Here is a 15,226-nt window from a genome sequence, read left to right as displayed (position 1 = left end):
GCGGGCCTTGTGGACGGCTGAGGCGGTGTGAAGGCTGCGGGATGGCTGTGTTTTTACCGCGCGGGACACCAAGATTCGCCTACGCGCGGTAAGTTTCTGGCCATGCCACGTGGACGTCACCGCCATTCCCCGCCTTTGCACAGGCTGCTGCCTCCTTCGGCGATCGCAGGCGTCTCGCTCGTCTGCGCCGTGGGGCCCTGGCTGTTCACGGAGCCGCTGGTGCTCCGTGGGCTGGCCGCGGGTGCCGCGGTGACGGCGGTCGTCGGCGCGATCGTCATGCGCCGCTGGGACACCGCGGCGGGCAAGCGCGTCGCGGACCTCACGCGCGCGCGGGCGAGTGACGAGTGGCGTCACGAGGAGCGCGTCGCCGAGCTGGAGACCGACCTCGACGAGTCGCGCGAGCTGCGCACCAAGCTGGAGCAGAAACTGCGTGCGAAGCGCACGGAGTTGGCGGGCCTGCGCAACGAACACGCGGCACTGCTGCGGCGGTACGCCACGGCGGAGACGGAGCGGGCGAGCGCCCTGGAGGGGCGCCGACAGCTCGCTATAGAGGCGTCGACTCCGGCCCGTGCGCTGCCCGCCGCGCGGACGGCGTCGGCGGAGCCGGAGACACTGCAAGCGTCGGCCTCTGCGGAGGCGGTGGCTTCTTCGGAGGCGGCCGAGGTGGCGCATGGGTCCGAGGGCACGGGCGCCACGAGCGCGTCGACGGCCACCGAAGCGGAGGCTGCCGCCTCCGAGGACTCGGAAGCCTCCGAGTCCTCCGTGGCGACGGACGATCCGGCGTCTGCCGAGGTCTTCTCCCCGGCCGGGTCGTCGCTCTTCCTGCGGGCCAACGCGGCGTTGAACCGGATCGTGAGCGGCCCTGCGGAGGAGGAGGCCGCGGAGGCCTCGTCACCGACCTCGGCGCCGGCCGAGTCGGTCGAGGCCGACCCGGCGAAGTCCTACTCTGCGCAGTCCCCCTCGGCGATGGGCGAGCCCGTGAGTGGTGAGTCCGCGGAGGCCGAGCCCCCGAAGGGCGGCTCCGCCGAGGCGGGCCCCTCCACGGACGCCGCCGTGGAGGAGGGCGAGGCGCAGGGGAAGCCCGAGGCGGTCGGCGGGCATCAGCGCGCGGCCGCCGAGGCGAAGCCCTCCCAGCCCGCCCTGCCGTCGCAGGCGTCCGCGTCCTCCAAGTCGCCGCGGGGTTCGAAGCCCGCGACGCCGTCCGGGCACTTCACGGTGCCGACAGCGGTGGCCGTCGTACCGGCCGCGCCCGTGCGGCGGCCGTCGGTCGAGGGCGGGTTCGACTTCTTCGGTACGCAGAAGGGGTCGTCCGCGGCAGCGCTGGAGGCCGTGCAGAACGAGGACCTGGCGGACGTGGTCGGCCAGGAGGCGCTCGCCCTGCACAAGGCCGAGGCCGAGGCCGGGTTCAAGCGTGCGGACGAGGGCTCCCGCAGCGTGGGCCACCAGGTCATCGACCTGACCGCCCACGACGAGACGGAACAGATCGACGTGGCGGGTTTGCGGAGCGCGGCTTCCTGACCAGGGCGCCGTCCTGACCTTGGTCATACCTGCGACAAGAGACGGCAGCCCACCCTCGACGGTCGTACCTGCGGGCAAGGGTGCCGCTGCGGCGGCACCCTGCAAGAGCCGGTGACCACCCCCCTGACGCCGACCGCCACGCGGGGCACCCACGAACCAGGCGTCATGGGGTGGCAGGCGTCACGCCATCCACCGATCGGGCCGAGCCTCCCGCCGCCCCGTGCGGGACCGGTCGGCCTGGGCCCGAAGAAGCTCCGCCGCCTCGGAGGCGTCCCGCAGCCGCGCCGTCACCGTCTTGTCGGCCCCCGTGTCGACGTGCACGTCGGCGACCCCCTTGAGCCGTTCCCACGGCCCCTGCGTCAGCCGCACGCTCTGCACCTTCGCGTGCGGCACGAGCGAGAGGCTGCGGCGCAGCAACCCGTGCCGCGCCGCGAAGACGGTGTCGGTGACGGCGAGCCCGTATCCCCGCCACCAGAACGGCACACACCAGCCGGCCCGCCGCGGCGGCCGGGACAAGGACGTCGGCACCGTCACCCCCGGCAGCACCCGCGCTATCACCGACCCGGCGGCCTCGCGCGGAGCGACGGGCACGAGCACGGAGTTCGACGACCCGGCCACGTCCAGCTCGACGCGCACCCACCCGCGCCGCCGCCACAGCAGCGGCTCCACGATCCGTACGGTCTGTACGCGTCCCGGCGGCACCGTCTCGTGCGTACGGTCGAGGAGCCCGTGGTCGATGCGGAGCCCGTCCGGCGATTCGCCCACCGTCCAGTCGTACTCGCCGACGAACCGCCCCACACTGCTCGCGCCCGCCGCGCCGAGCAGCGGCACCCCGGTCGCGAGGACCGTCCACACGCTGTGGGTGGCGAGCCACAGCACGGGGGGTACGACGAGCGCGGCGGCCAGTGAGCCCCAGGTGGCACCGGTGAGCACCAGGGAAACGGCCAGCACGCGCGCGGGGACGTGCAGCAGCTGCCGTACCGGCGCCTCGCCGACCTCGTGCGCGGTCTCCGGCGCGAAACCGGCCGCGCGGGCAAGGAGTTCGGCGCGCAGCTTGCGAGCCTCGCCCTCACCCAAGTACGCCAGTTCGTCCTTCTTGTCCGTTCCGATGACGTCGAGTTTGAGCTTGGCGACGCCCGCGACACGGGCCAGCAGCGGCTGGGTGACGTCGACGGCCTGGAGCCGGTCGAGCCGGATGTGCGCGGTGCGGCGGAACAACAGGCCGGTGCGTATGCGCAGTTCGGTGTCGGTGACCGCGAAGTGCGTGAACCACCAGCTCAGGAAGCCGTAGAGGGCGGCACCGGGGACGAACACGGCGAGCCCGACGAGCAGCGCGGTGGTCGTGAGCCTGGTGAGCTGCTCCTGCGCCTGGTTGGGGTCGTGGACCGCCCAGCCGGCGATCACGGCGACGGGCGCCCAGGCCCGCCGGAACGGCGTCACCGGGTGCAGTCGCCGCTCGACCAGCGGCTTCTCCTCCTGTACGGCGTCCTCCGTGCTCGGCGTCGGCGTCGTCACAGCCCCGCCGATCGTGCCTCGCCCAGCTCGGTCAGCCGGTCCCGCAGCCGCTCGGCCTCGGACGGGTCGAGACCCGGAATGCACGCGTCGGTCGCCGCGGCCGCCGTGTGCAGCTGCACGCTCGCGAGTCCGAAGTGCCGCTCGACGGGCCCGGAGGTCACCTCGACCAGTTGCATCCGCCCGTACGGCACCACGGTCTCCTCGCGCCACAGCACACCCCGGCTGATCAGCAGGTCGTCCGCGCGCTCGGTGTACCGCCAGGAGCGCCAGTTGCGCCCGAGCATGCGCCAGCCCCCGGCCATCAGGACGAGCGGCAGCAGGGCGAAGGCCGCCCAGACCGGTCCGGCGAGCAGCCCGAACAGCAGCCCCACGGCGATCGTCAGCAGCCCCAGCCACACCACCAGCAGCAGCCGTCGCATCCGCAGCAGCCCCGGGGGCAGTCCGGTCCAGACCGGGCCCGCATCGGCGTTTTCCATGGTCCCCGTCTCCATGTGGCAAGCGTACGTACGAGAGACTGTTCCCATGACTCCTACGACGGAGACCACGGTCGGTATCGGCGGCGCCGCGGAGAGCACCGACATGGTGCTCAACATCGGCCCCCAGCACCCGTCCACGCACGGCGTGCTGCGACTGCGGCTCGTGCTCGACGGCGAGCGGATCCAGCACGCGGAGCCGGTCATCGGCTATATGCACCGCGGCGCGGAAAAGCTCTTCGAAGCGCGCGACTACCGCCAGATCATCATGCTCGCCAACCGCCACGACTGGCTGTCCGCCTTCTCGAACGAGCTGGGTGTGGTCCTCGCCGTCGAGCGGATGCTCGGCATGGAGGTCCCCGAACGCGCGGTGTGGATGCGCACGCTGCTCGCGGAGCTCAACCGGGTCCTGAACCACCTGATGTTCCTGGGTTCGTACCCCCTGGAGCTGGGTGGGATCACCCCGATCTTCTACGCCTTCACGGAGCGCGAGGAGCTCCAGCACGTCATGGAGGAGATCTCCGGCGGGCGCATGCACTACATGTTCAACCGGGTCGGCGGCCTCAAGGAGGACCTTCCGGCCGGATGGACTTCACGCGCGCGTGCCTCCGTCGCGGCGCTGCGCTCGCGGTTGGACGTCTACGACGACCTGGTGCTCGGCAACGAGATCTTCCGGGGGCGTACGCGGGGGGTGGGCGCCCTCGCGCCGGAGACCGTTCACGCGTACGGGGTGAGCGGGCCCATCGCGCGCGCCTCCGGCGTGGACTTCGACCTGCGCCGCGACGAGCCGTACCTCGCGTACGGGGAGCTCCAGGACACCCTGAAGGTGGTCACCCGCCAGGAGGGCGACTGCCTGGCCCGCTTCGAGTGCCTTCTGGAGCAGACGCACAACTCGCTCGCCCTTGCCGACGCCTGTCTCGACCGGCTCGCCGAGCTGCCGCCCGGGCCGATCAACCAGCGTCTCCCCAAGGTCCTCAAGGCACCCGAGGGCCACACGTACGCGTGGACCGAGAATCCCCTCGGCATCAACGGCTACTACCTGGTCAGCAAGGGCGAGAAGACCCCGTACCGCCTGAAGCTGCGCTCGGCCTCGTACAACAACATCCAGGCGCTCACCGAGCTGCTGCCGGGAACGCTGGTCGCGGACATGGTGGCGATCCTGGGGTCACTGTTCTTCGTGGTCGGGGACATCGACAAGTAGTCCCCCAAGGGGAGCGTTCGGGATTCCGACCGGCTGGAGCAGCCAGCCGAAGTCGCCGAGGCCGCCGGGCGCGGTGAGTTCCGCCGCCGCGCCCGCGCTCGCGAGGGCACGTACGTAGGCGCTGGGGTCCGTGGAGGCGAGCGCGAGCGGAGGGCGTGCGCCGCTCACTCCCAGCGCGCGCAGTGCGGTGCGCTGGGTCATCACGCGTCCTTCGGGCAGCGCGCACGCGTCGAGCGCCACGTGCGCGGTGATGTCGCACGACCCGTCCGGCACCGGCACCGTCTCCCGGCCCTCCCGGAAGCCCGTGAGCGTCCCGAAGGGCGGCCGGGCGGCGGCGCAGTGCGCGTAGTCGGCGGCGACGGCGAGTCCCCGGTCGAGCGTGGACACGGCGGAAGCCCAAGCGGTGTCCCTGGGGAGCCCGATTTCGGCGCGGGTCCCTTCGGACGGCACAGCCACGGATGCCGACGCCTCGGACGGCAGTGGCCACCATCTCCGCAGCCACTCAGCGTCCGCCCCCTCCACGGGCTCCCCGAGGCGTTCGGTTCCGTCACCTCGTACGAGAACCAGGCGTCGTTCGCCGTCGGGGTCCGTCTCGGCGACATCCACCGGCACGTTGTCCAGCCACTCGTTGGCGAACAGCAGACCGGTGATCCCCTTCGGGGGCTCGGCGAGCCACTCGATCCGGTGATCAAGGCCGGCGGGGCGGGCGGCGCGCTCGACCGCGTACCCGCGCGCGCGGGAGGCCACATCCGCGGGGAGCGCGGCGAGGACGCCGGTCACCAGCTCGCCGCGGCCCGCCGCCATGTCGACGAAGGCGAGCGAGTCGGGACGGTCGAGCGCCTCGTCGAGGCGGCACAGCAGCCGGGCCACGGCCTGCGCGAAGAGGGGCGACGCGTGCACCGAGGTGCGGAAGTGACCCGCGGGCCCCTCGGGCCTGCGGTAGAAGCCGGAGGGCCCGTAGAGCGCCTCCTCCGTCGCCTCACGCCAACCCCGCCACTCGCCCGTCGCCTCACGTCTCACCGGGCCAGGCTAAGCGTCACGGAGTGCAGAGCCTCCACCTTGGGGAGTACGAGTGCCGATTACGGATCGACCCTCCGGTTGACCCCTGCACACGGCGTGCTTCCCTACTCTGGGTTACGTGCAGCGCCTCTATGACTTTCTCCGCAGACACCCGACGTGGGTCGACACCGCCTGGGCCGTCGTCCTGCTCGGGCTCGCCGGCGTGAGTGCCTCGAGTGTCAACGGGGCCCCGGACCACCACGGATCGTTCGCCGAGGCGTTCGCGATCTCCGCCGTCCTGTCCGTCGTCGTCGCGCTGCGCCGCCGCATGCCGGAGAGGATGCTCCTGCTGACCTGCGCGGTCGGGGCGGTCCAGCTGGCCCTGGACGTCGAGACGATGGTCGCCGACTTCGCCATGCTGGTGATCGTCTACACGGTCGCCGCGACCGGCGCGCGCTGGGCCTCCAGGCTCGCGCTGGCCGTCGGCCTGTGCGCGGCGACCCTCGCCGAGGTGCGCTGGCCGCAGGTGGGCACGAGCGCCCTGGGCCATGTCGCGATAGCGGTCTTCCAGACGGTGCCGTTCGCTCTCGCCTGGGTGCTCGGCGACTCCCTGCGCACCCGTCGCGCCTACTTCGCCCAGCTGGAGGAGCGCGCCGCTCGCCTGGAGAAGGAGCGCGAGGCGCAGGCCAAGGTCGCGGTCGCCGCCGAGCGCGCCCGGATCGCGCGCGAGCTGCACGACGTCGTCGCGCACAACGTCTCGGTGATGGTGGTCCAGGCGGATGGCGCCGCATACGTCATGGACACCGCGCCGGACCAGGCCAAGAAGGCCCTGGAGACGATCTCCGGAACCGGCCGCCAGGCCCTCGCCGAGATGCGCCGCCTGCTCGGCGTACTGCGCACCGGCGAGCACCAGGAGAGCGGCGAGTATGTGCCGCAGCCCGATGTCGAGCAGCTCGACGACCTCATCGAGCAGTGCCGCACCTCGGGCCTTCCCGTCGACTTCAAGGTGGAGGGCACCCCGCGCCCCCTCCCCAGCGGCGTAGAACTCACGGCGTACCGCATCGTGCAGGAGGCGCTCACCAACACGCGCAAGCACGGGGGGCCGAACACGGGCGCGAGCGTGCGACTGGTCTACTTCGACGACGGCCTCGGGCTCCTCGTCGAGGACGACGGCAAGGGCGCACCCCACGAGCTGTACGAGGAGGGGGGCGCCGACGGCCAGGGTCACGGCCTGATCGGCATGCGCGAGCGCGTCGGAATGGTCGGCGGCACCCTGGACGCGGGGCCCCGGCCCGGTGGAGGCTTCCGCATCAGTGCCCTGCTCCCGCTCAAGCCCGCCCACTGACACCTGTAACGACACCCTTTGGCCGCTTTTACAAGTTTTTGACTTCTGGCAGAGCTTTTCACGGAGCTTGTGACAGAGAGGGAAGAGGACCCCGATGGCGATCCGAGTCATGCTCGTCGACGACCAGGTGCTGCTGCGCACCGGTTTCCGGATGGTGCTCGCCGCCCAGCCGGACATGGAGGTCGTGGCCGAGGCGGGCGACGGCGTCGAGGCCCTCCAGGTGCTGCGCGCCACCGCGGTCGACGTGGTGCTGATGGACGTCCGCATGCCGAAGCTGGACGGCGTCGAGACCACCCGGCGCATCTGCTCCGAGCCCAACCCGCCCAAGGTGCTGATACTCACCACCTTCGATCTCGACGAGTACGCCTTCTCGGGGCTGAAGGCGGGCGCCTCCGGCTTCATGCTCAAGGACGTGCCGCCCGGCGAGCTGCTCACCGCCATCCGCTCCGTGCACAGCGGTGACGCCGTGGTCGCGCCCTCCACCACCCGGCGTCTGCTGGACCGTTTCGCGCCGATGCTTCCCAGCGCCGGCAAGGATCCCGAGCACAAGGAGCTGGAGCGGCTCACCGACCGTGAGCGCGAGGTCATGGTGCTGGTCGCGCAGGGCCTGTCGAACGGGGAGATCGCCGCGCGCCTCGTCCTGTCCGAGGCGACCGTGAAGACGCATGTCGGGCGCATCCTGACCAAGCTGGGGCTGCGGGACCGGGTGCAGGTGGTCGTGCTCGCGTACGAGACGGGGCTGGTGCGGGCGGGCGGCCACGGCTGACTCCGTGGCCCGGCACGGCCGCGGGCGTCCAGCCGTCGGGGGCGTGACCGCGGCGTAACCGGCGCCCACTAGGGTCTGCCCATGCTCCTGTGGATCAACGGCCCCTTCGGGGGCGGCAAGACACAGACCGCACACGAGATCCAGCGGCGGCTGCCCGACAGCGTCGTCTGCGACCCGGAACACGCCGGTTTCGGCCTGCGCCGCATGCTGCCGTCCGAACTGCGCGGAGATTTCCAGGACTTGGAGTCCTGGCGGCGGGGCGTCGTCGAGGTGCTCGACCTCGCCCTCGGCAAGCACGACGGCGTCGTCATCGCGCCCATGACGGTCACGAATCCCCGCTACTTCGAGGAGACCGTCGGGCGGCTGCGCGAACTGGGCCACGACGTACGGCACTTCACGCTCCTCGCCGAGCGCGCGACCGTGCTGAAGCGACTGCGCGAGCGTGGCTTCGGGCACCTCCTGCAGTACGTCGCCGGCAAGGACGCCCCGCTACGGCGCGAGAGCTGGGCCGTGCAGCAGCTCGACCACTGCCTGGAGCGGCTGCGCGAGCCGGAGTTCGCCGAGCATTTGTGGACGGACCACACGACGGTCGCCAAGACGGCCGACCGCATTGCCGTGTTGGCGGGCCTGACGCTCACGCCGAACAAGGACGGCGTGCTGCGGGGGCGCCTGCGGCGGGCGTGGACGGGGGCGAAGCACATTCGCTTCGACTGAGCCGCGGGCCGCGGTTGTCGGCGCGAGCGTCCACGGTCCGCGAGGTGCCGGCTGTCGACGCTGCGGCCGGACTGCCGACCGCACGTGACGCCGCCAGGCCTCAGCGCAGGATGCCTTCCAAGAAGTCACTCCCCAGTCGAGCCACCACGGCGACGTCCAGTTGGTGCAGCACATACCGGCCCCGGCGTCTCGTGGTGATCAGCCCCGCCTTCTTCAGCACACTCAGATGCCGGGATATCTCGGGAGCCGTCATCCCGTGCACCTGGGCCAGCTCGCCCGTGGTGTAGGCGCTGCGCGCCAGATGGCGGCAGATCCGCATCCGGACCGGGTGCGACAGCGCCGTCATCCGCAGGGTCAGCTGCTCGACCGAGGGCGGCGCGGCGAGCTCGGGGGAGCCGATGGGGTAGTGCAGCACCGGCTGCCACCCGTACCGGTGCAGCACCATCAGGTGAGGCCGGCCGAGGCTGGTGGGTACGAGGAGGATGCCGCCGTCCGTCGTGACCGTGTGGCCCTCGGTCAGCTTGTCGACGGTGAGCCGCCCGGCCCTCTCGTCCAGCGAGATCGCCGACGACACCGAGGTCAGCGCCTCGGTCAGGCTCTTGTGCCGGAGCAGGGCCGTCTTGTGGCGGGCGTCCGCGGCGAGCTGGTGGCGCAGCCGGGACCAGGAATCGGCGAAGAAGGCCTCGTCGCAGTCCTCCAAAAACTGCCTCAGCCAGGCCCGCACGCGCGGCGGATCCTCCAGCAGCCGCTCGGTGAACCGCGTCTGCTGCGGCCCGCGCGAGGCGGCCAGATCCACGGCACGCCGGCGCACCTGCGGGTCGGAGAGCGCGTGGGGCCCGTACGAGCTGTACGCCAGTGCGCACGTGAACTCCAGGGCCGCGTCCACGAACTGCTCGTCCGTGAGCTTGTCGAGCAGGTCCAGGTCCTCGGCGAGTGTCGCGCCCGGCAGCGTGGCCCCGCCCGGGATGCCCGCGCAGGGCAGGAACAGATCCGAGAACGTCGTACGCCACAGGAAGTCCGCCTCGCACATCCGGTCCGCGAGGTGCGGGTCGAGCCGCGCGGCCACGCCGGTCGCCCAGCCCTGCAGCCCGGGGTGGTGCGCGGGCTCGGCCAGGGCATGCAACGCCATCCCGAGCTCGGCAAGCGGCGACGGCACGACGGCGATCCGCTCCCGTCGCAGCCCGGTGATGTCGATGTGCACGCTCATGTCCCCCATGGTGCACTCCGCCACTGACAACGCCGCCCCGATTGACGTCGGCCGTCAATCGGGGCGACAGACGCCGTGAGCAGGCGCAACCTGGGATGACCGGTCCGCGGCGGAGCAGTCGACGGATGGGCCGCGGGCCTACCGGATCCCAATCCCTCGTCCCGAGAGGCGAACCGCCATGAGCATCACCCAGCAGTACTTCCTCGACGCCTACCGGGCCGCGCAGCACGGCGAGCCCGCCCCGCCCGCGCCCGGAAGCCACGACTGGCAGGTCGCCCGCGAACTGCGTGGCTACCGGCAGTTCCGGGCGGTCGTGGCGGGGCACCCGGCCCACGGCCGGATACGGGAGGCCCTGGGCCGTTGGCTGCACGGGCGCCGTGTCAGCTGCTGACGTCGGGCAGCCGCTCCACGAAGTCCCGCACCGCCGCCTTGACGTCGTCGGCCGTCCACTCCAGGCCGGGCGCCGCCACCGTGACCTCGGTGAACGCCAACCCCGGGCCGCCACGGACCCAGCTCTGCGCAAAGAGGCCGGTCTTCGTCTCCTCCACCTGCCGCAGGCCCGCGTTCGAGAGGGCGTCGGGGTCGTAAGGCAGCCAGACCTGGAACTGATGGGTGTGCGGCTCCTCGGGGTGGACGCGCGCCCACGGGACTCCGGCCTCCGCGAGCCCCTCACGCAGCGCGGCGGCGACCACGCGCGCGTGGGTCACGTATTCCGGCAGCCGCGGCAGCTCCCGCTCCAGGCCGATGAGCGCGGCCAGGGCCGTCGGGAACTGCTGGAGGATCATGCCGCCGTACCGGTGCCGCCAGGCCTTCGCCTCGTCGATGAGGGTCTTCGGGCCCGCGATCGCCGCCCCGCCGAAGCCGCCGAGCGACTTGTAGAACGACACGTAGACGCTGTCGGCGAGATCCGCGATCTCGTCCAGGGAGCGGCCGAAGTGCGTGGCGCAGTCCCAGAGCCGGGCCCCGTCGAAGTGGACCACCGCGTCGCGTTCCCGGGCGGCCTGGGTGACCTCGGAGAGCTCCTCCCAGGAAGGCAGGACGAAACCGGCGTCCCTGAGCGGCAATTCCAGCATCAGTGCCCCGAAGGGCTCGTCGAAGTCCCGTATCTCCTCGGCGGTCGGGAGCCGGGGCAGGTCGGTCACACGGACCGGACGCAAGCCGCTGACCTGGCTGAACGCATGACGCTCATGGACCTCGGGATGGCCGAGCGCATGCACCGCGACGGTCGCGTTCCCGGTGCGTCCCGCCCAGCAGCGCAGGGCGACCTGCTGGGCCATGGTGCCGGTGGGGAAGAAGGCGGCGGCCTCCTTGCCGAGCAGACCCGCGACCCGCTCCTCCAGCGTCTCGACGATCCCGTCGCCGTACATGTCCGCCCGCCGGTCGAGGTCGTACACGCCCTCGGCGCTCTCGTTCAGCCAGGCCAGGCGCTCGCGGATCGTCTGCTGGTAGCCGGGCCTCCACAGCACCCGCTCCGCTGCCCTCCAGACGACAGCACGCCGTTCGAATCGCTGTTCCGGGGACAGCTCTGCCGTCTCCTGCGTGACCTGCTCGGCCGTCCCGCCCACGGGCTGGTCCGCGGGCTCTTTCTCGGTCTCTGCCGCCGTATCGCTCATCCCTGGATGATGTCGCGAGCCCACCCGACCGGTCACCCCGATTTCCGCTCTCCCACGACCTGCGGAAACCCACAGCCTGTGGACAGCCAAACGGCCGTCGAACCAATCGCGTTAACATGACGAGAAATCGTCCGGTACCCCGAGCGGACTGGAACGGAAGGCCGCCGTCGAGTGAGTACATCCCCACAGCCAGACCCCAAGGACCGTCCCGCGCGGCTCACCGTCGGCGTTGTCGGCGCCGGCCGTGTCGGTCCCGCGCTCGCCGCGGCCCTCCAGTTGGCCGGGCACCGCCCCGTGGCCGTCTCGGGGGTCTCCGACGCCTCCAAGCGGCGGGCCGCGCAACTGCTGCCCGACGTGCCGCTGATGTCCCCGGCGCAGGTCATGGAGCGCGCGGATCTGGTGCTGCTGACCGTCCCGGACGACGCCCTGCCCGGGCTCGTCGAGGGACTCGCCGAGACGGGAGCCGTACGGCCCGGCCAGTTGCTCGTGCACACCTCCGGGCGCTACGGCGCGCGCGTGCTCGACCCGGCGCTCAGGGCGGGCGCGCTGCCCCTCGCGCTGCACCCCGCGATGACCTTCACCGGCACCCCTGTGGACGTACAGCGGCTTGCCGGATGCTCCTTCGGGGTCACCGCGCCCGAGGAGCTGCGGCTGGCCGCCGAGGCCCTGGTGATCGAGATGGGCGGCGAGCCCGAGTGGATCGCCGAGGAGAGCCGGCCGCTCTACCACGCGGCCCTCGCGCTCGGCGCCAACCACCTGGTGACCCTGGTCGCCGAATCCATGGAGCTGCTGCGCGCCGCAGGCGTGGAGGCCCCCGACCGGATGCTGGGCCCGCTGCTCGGCGCCGCCTTGGACAATGCCCTCAGGTCGGGCGACGCGGCCCTCACCGGGCCCGTCGCGCGCGGGGACGCGGGCACGGTCGCCGCGCACGTCGCCGAGTTGCGCAGGCACGCCCCGCAGACCGTCGCCGGTTATCTCGCGATGGCCCGGGCGACCGCCGATCGCGCGCTCGCCCACGGACTGCTCAAGCCGGAACTCGCCGAGGACCTGCTCGGGGTACTCGCCAACGGCACCGAGGGAGATGCCGGATGACCACCGTCCTGCTGCGCACCGCCGACGATCTGCACGCCCGCACGCGTGCGGGCCGCCGAGCCGTCGTGATGACCATGGGCGCCCTCCACGAGGGTCACGCCGCACTGATCCGCACCGCCCGCGAGATCGCCGGGGACCAGGGCGAAGTGGTCGTCACCGTCTTTGTGAACCCGCTCCAGTTCGGAAAGGGCGAGGACCTCGACCGCTATCCGCGCACCCTCGACGCCGATCTCAAGATCGCCGAACAGGCGGGCGCGGACGTCGTGTTCGCCCCTTCCGTCGACGAGGTCTACCCGGGCGGCGAGCCCCAGGTCCGGATCAGCGCGGGCCCCATGGGCGAACGCCTGGAGGGGGCCGTGCGCCCCGGCCACTTCGACGGCATGCTCACCGTCGTCGCCAAGCTGCTGCACCTCACCCGGCCGGACGTGGCGCTGTACGGGCAGAAGGACGCCCAGCAGCTCGCCCTGATCCGGCGCATGGTGCGCGACCTGAACTTCGGCGTGGAGATCGTCGGCGTGCCCACCGTGCGCGAAGAGGACGGGCTCGCCCTCTCCAGCCGCAATCGCTACCTCTCGACCGAGGACCGGCGCACCGCCCTGGCCCTCTCGCAGGCCCTGTTCGCCGGCCGCGACCGGCACGCCGCGCAGGAGGCGCTGCGCGCGCGTGCCCGCGAAGTGCCCGCCACGCGCGCGCGTGCCGAGGCCCTCAGTGCCATAGGCGAGTCCCGCGCGGCGGCCGACGCGCACGCCGTCGCCAAGGCCGCCCCCGGCGGCCCCATGGGCGTACGCGCGGCCGCCCGGCTGATCCTCGACGAGGCGGCCCGTATGCAGCCGCCGCTGGTCCTGGACTATCTGACTCTGGTCGACCCGTCCGACTTCACGGAGGTCGAGGACGACTTCACCGGCGAGGCGGTTCTCGCCGTCGCCGCCCGGGTCGGGACGACCCGGCTGATCGACAACATCCCCCTCACCTTCGGAGCCGCCTCGTGACCGGCAATGGCACAGGTACAGGTACTGGCATACGACTGCACGCTCCCGCCCCCGGCTGGGCCCTCACCGCGGACGTCGTGGTCGTCGGCTCCGGGGTCGCGGGACTCACCGCGGCCCTGCGCTGCGAGGCCGCGGGCCTGAAGACCGTCGTGGTCACCAAGGCGCGCCTCGACGACGGCTCCACGCGTTGGGCGCAGGGCGGCATCGCCGCGGCCCTCGGCGACGGCGACACCCCCGAGCAGCACCTCGACGACACCCTGGTGGCGGGCGCGGGCCTGTGCGACGAGGAGGCCGTACGCATCCTCGTCACCGAGGGCCCCGACGCCGTACGCCGCCTGATCGCCACCGGCGCCCACTTCGACGAGTCCACCGAAGGCGAGCTGGCACTCACCCGCGAGGGCGGCCACCACCGCCGCCGCATCGCGCACGCGGGCGGCGACGCGACAGGCGCCGAGATCTCCCGCGCCCTGGTCGAGGCGGTACGCGCGCGCGGTCTGCGCACGGTGGAGAACGCGCTCGTCCTGGACCTCCTCACGGACGCCGACGGCCGCACCGCGGGCGTGACCCTGCACGTCATGGGAGAGGGCCAGCACGACGGCGTGGGAGCCGTACACGCCCCCGCCGTGGTCCTCGCGACCGGCGGCATGGGCCAGGTCTTCTCGGCGACCACCAACCCGTCGGTCTCCACGGGCGACGGCGTGGCGCTCGCCCTGCGCGCGGGCGCCGAGGTCTCCGACCTCGAATTCGTGCAGTTCCACCCGACGGTGCTGTTCCTGGGCCCGGACGCGGAGGGCCAGCAGCCGCTGGTCTCCGAGGCGGTACGCGGCGAGGGCGCCCACCTGGTCGACGCGGACGGCGTGCGCTTCATGGTCGGGCAGCACGAGCTGGCCGAACTGGCACCCCGGGACATCGTCGCCAAGGGCATCATGCGCCGTATGCAGGAGCAGGACGCCGAGCACATGTTCCTCGACGCCCGGCACTTCGGCGCCGACATGTGGGAGCACCGCTTCCCGACGATCCTGGCCGCCTGCCGCGCCCATGGCATCGACCCGGTCACCGAGCCCGTCCCGGTCGCCCCGGCCGCCCACTACGCCTCAGGAGGCGTTCGCACGGACGCGCGGGGCCGCACCACGGTGCCGGGCCTGTACGCGTGTGGCGAGGTCGCCTGCACCGGCGTCCACGGCGCCAACCGGCTCGCTTCGAACTCCCTCCTGGAAGGCCTCGTCTACGCCGAGCGCATCGCCGTCGACATCGCGGAGAGCCAGGCGGAGAACGGCCTCCACGCGCGCGTGCCCGTACCGGTCCCGCACCCCGAGACGCCCGCGCACCCGTTGCTCGCCCCCGAGTCCCGGTTCACGATCCAGCGGATCATGACGGACGGCGCGGGCGTGCTGCGGTCGGCCGAGTCCCTCGCTCAGGCGGCCGACCGGCTCCAGCAACTGCACACCGAGGCGCGCGACGCCCTCGACGAGAACGGCAAGACCTCCGAGCCCGGCGTCGACACCTGGGAGGCCACCAACCTCCTGTGCGTGGGCCGGGTCCTGGTCGCCGCGGCCCGCACGCGCGAGGAGACCCGCGGCTGCCACTGGCGCGAGGACCACGCCGACCGGGACGACACCGTCTGGCGCCGCCACATCGTCGTACGGCTGAATCCCGATCGGACGCTCGCCGTGCACACCACCGACACAGCAGACTTCCCCCCGACCGTCCCCCAAGCCCTCGGCTTCGCTCGAGCAGGGGGGACCCCCATGCCCCAGCCGGCGCTCGAGCCCCGTCCCCAGGAGCAGTGACAGC

At 72.4% G+C, this 15,226-nt stretch carries 14 protein-coding genes; 9 read left to right on the top strand and 5 right to left on the bottom strand.

The window, feature by feature from the left end; translation table 11 throughout:
* Positions 1-102 precede the first annotated feature (102 nt).
* Positions 103-1,518, top strand: a complete 1,416-nt coding sequence (locus tag ACIBK0_RS03800) for a hypothetical protein (protein WP_399075253.1) — start codon at positions 103-105, stop codon at positions 1,516-1,518.
* 180 nt (positions 1,519-1,698) lie between these two features.
* Here ACIBK0_RS03800 and ACIBK0_RS03795 read toward each other — a convergent pair whose 3' ends face one another.
* Positions 1,699-3,033, bottom strand: a complete 1,335-nt coding sequence (locus tag ACIBK0_RS03795) for a PH domain-containing protein (RefSeq protein WP_399075251.1) — start codon at positions 3,031-3,033, stop codon at positions 1,699-1,701.
* Positions 3,030-3,524, bottom strand: a complete 495-nt coding sequence (locus ACIBK0_RS03790; RefSeq protein ID WP_399075249.1) for a PH domain-containing protein — start codon at positions 3,522-3,524, stop codon at positions 3,030-3,032. Before ACIBK0_RS03790 ends, ACIBK0_RS03795 begins: the two co-directional genes overlap by 4 nt.
* A 31-nt stretch (positions 3,525-3,555) precedes the next feature.
* Here ACIBK0_RS03790 and ACIBK0_RS03785 point away from each other — a divergent pair, with 31 nt between their 5' ends.
* Positions 3,556-4,707: an NADH-quinone oxidoreductase subunit D gene (locus ACIBK0_RS03785; protein WP_399075247.1), complete on the top strand. Its 1,152-nt coding sequence runs from the start codon at positions 3,556-3,558 to the stop codon at positions 4,705-4,707.
* Here the strand turns inward: ACIBK0_RS03785 and ACIBK0_RS03780 are convergent.
* A complete protein-coding gene (locus ACIBK0_RS03780; RefSeq protein WP_399075245.1) occupies positions 4,672-5,727 on the bottom strand; it encodes an SAM-dependent methyltransferase in 1,056 nt (351 codons plus the stop codon). The genes ACIBK0_RS03785 and ACIBK0_RS03780 overlap by 36 nt on opposite strands.
* 118 nt (positions 5,728-5,845) lie before the next feature.
* Between ACIBK0_RS03780 and ACIBK0_RS03775 the strand changes: the two genes are divergently transcribed.
* From ACIBK0_RS03775 to ACIBK0_RS03765, 3 genes are all read left to right on the top strand, one after another.
* On the top strand, positions 5,846-7,051 hold the full coding sequence (locus ACIBK0_RS03775) for a sensor histidine kinase (RefSeq protein ID WP_399075243.1): 1,206 nt from the start codon (positions 5,846-5,848) through the stop codon (positions 7,049-7,051).
* Positions 7,052-7,145: 94 nt separating this feature from the next.
* Complete coding sequence (locus ACIBK0_RS03770) at positions 7,146-7,817, top strand: response regulator (protein ID WP_399075241.1); 672 nt, start codon at positions 7,146-7,148, stop codon at positions 7,815-7,817.
* A gap of 81 nt (positions 7,818-7,898) precedes the next feature.
* On the top strand, positions 7,899-8,531 hold the full coding sequence (locus tag ACIBK0_RS03765; protein WP_399075238.1) for an AAA family ATPase: 633 nt from the start codon (positions 7,899-7,901) through the stop codon (positions 8,529-8,531).
* Between the two features lie 100 nt (positions 8,532-8,631).
* Here the strand turns inward: ACIBK0_RS03765 and ACIBK0_RS03760 are convergent, their stop codons facing one another.
* On the bottom strand, positions 8,632-9,738 hold the full coding sequence (locus ACIBK0_RS03760) for a DUF5937 family protein (RefSeq protein ID WP_399075236.1): 1,107 nt from the start codon (positions 9,736-9,738) through the stop codon (positions 8,632-8,634).
* A gap of 178 nt (positions 9,739-9,916) precedes the next feature.
* Between ACIBK0_RS03760 and ACIBK0_RS03755 the strand changes: the two genes are divergently transcribed.
* Positions 9,917-10,129 (top strand): hypothetical protein, encoded by a 213-nt coding sequence (locus ACIBK0_RS03755; RefSeq protein WP_399075234.1) that lies wholly within the window; start codon positions 9,917-9,919, stop codon positions 10,127-10,129.
* Here the strand turns inward: ACIBK0_RS03755 and ACIBK0_RS03750 are convergent.
* On the bottom strand, positions 10,119-11,351 hold the full coding sequence (locus tag ACIBK0_RS03750) for a threonine aldolase family protein (RefSeq protein ID WP_399075232.1): 1,233 nt from the start codon (positions 11,349-11,351) through the stop codon (positions 10,119-10,121). The two genes, ACIBK0_RS03755 and ACIBK0_RS03750, sit on opposite strands and share 11 nt — an antisense overlap.
* A 171-nt stretch (positions 11,352-11,522) precedes the next feature.
* Between ACIBK0_RS03750 and ACIBK0_RS03745 the strand changes: the two genes are divergently transcribed.
* The 3 genes from ACIBK0_RS03745 to ACIBK0_RS03735 are packed head-to-tail and all read left to right on the top strand — an operon-like array spanning position 11,523 to position 15,222.
* Positions 11,523-12,443, top strand: coding sequence for a Rossmann-like and DUF2520 domain-containing protein (locus ACIBK0_RS03745; protein ID WP_399075230.1), 921 nt, complete (start codon positions 11,523-11,525; stop codon positions 12,441-12,443).
* Positions 12,440-13,432: a pantoate--beta-alanine ligase gene (gene panC, locus ACIBK0_RS03740; RefSeq protein WP_399075228.1), complete on the top strand. Its 993-nt coding sequence runs from the start codon at positions 12,440-12,442 to the stop codon at positions 13,430-13,432. The genes ACIBK0_RS03745 and panC overlap by 4 nt, the downstream gene beginning before the upstream one ends.
* The gene (locus ACIBK0_RS03735; RefSeq protein ID WP_399075226.1) at positions 13,429-15,222 is read left to right on the top strand and encodes an L-aspartate oxidase; all 1,794 of its coding nucleotides are present in this window, start codon (positions 13,429-13,431) and stop codon (positions 15,220-15,222) included. Before panC ends, ACIBK0_RS03735 begins: the two co-directional genes overlap by 4 nt.
* The last annotated feature ends 4 nt before the right edge of the window (positions 15,223-15,226 follow it).

The organism is Streptomyces sp. NPDC050564, from assembly GCF_044457265.1.
Lineage (GTDB): Bacteria > Actinomycetota > Actinomycetes > Streptomycetales > Streptomycetaceae > Streptomyces.
Note: the sequence above shows the minus strand (reverse complement) of the source record. Positions and strands in the feature narration are given on the sequence as shown.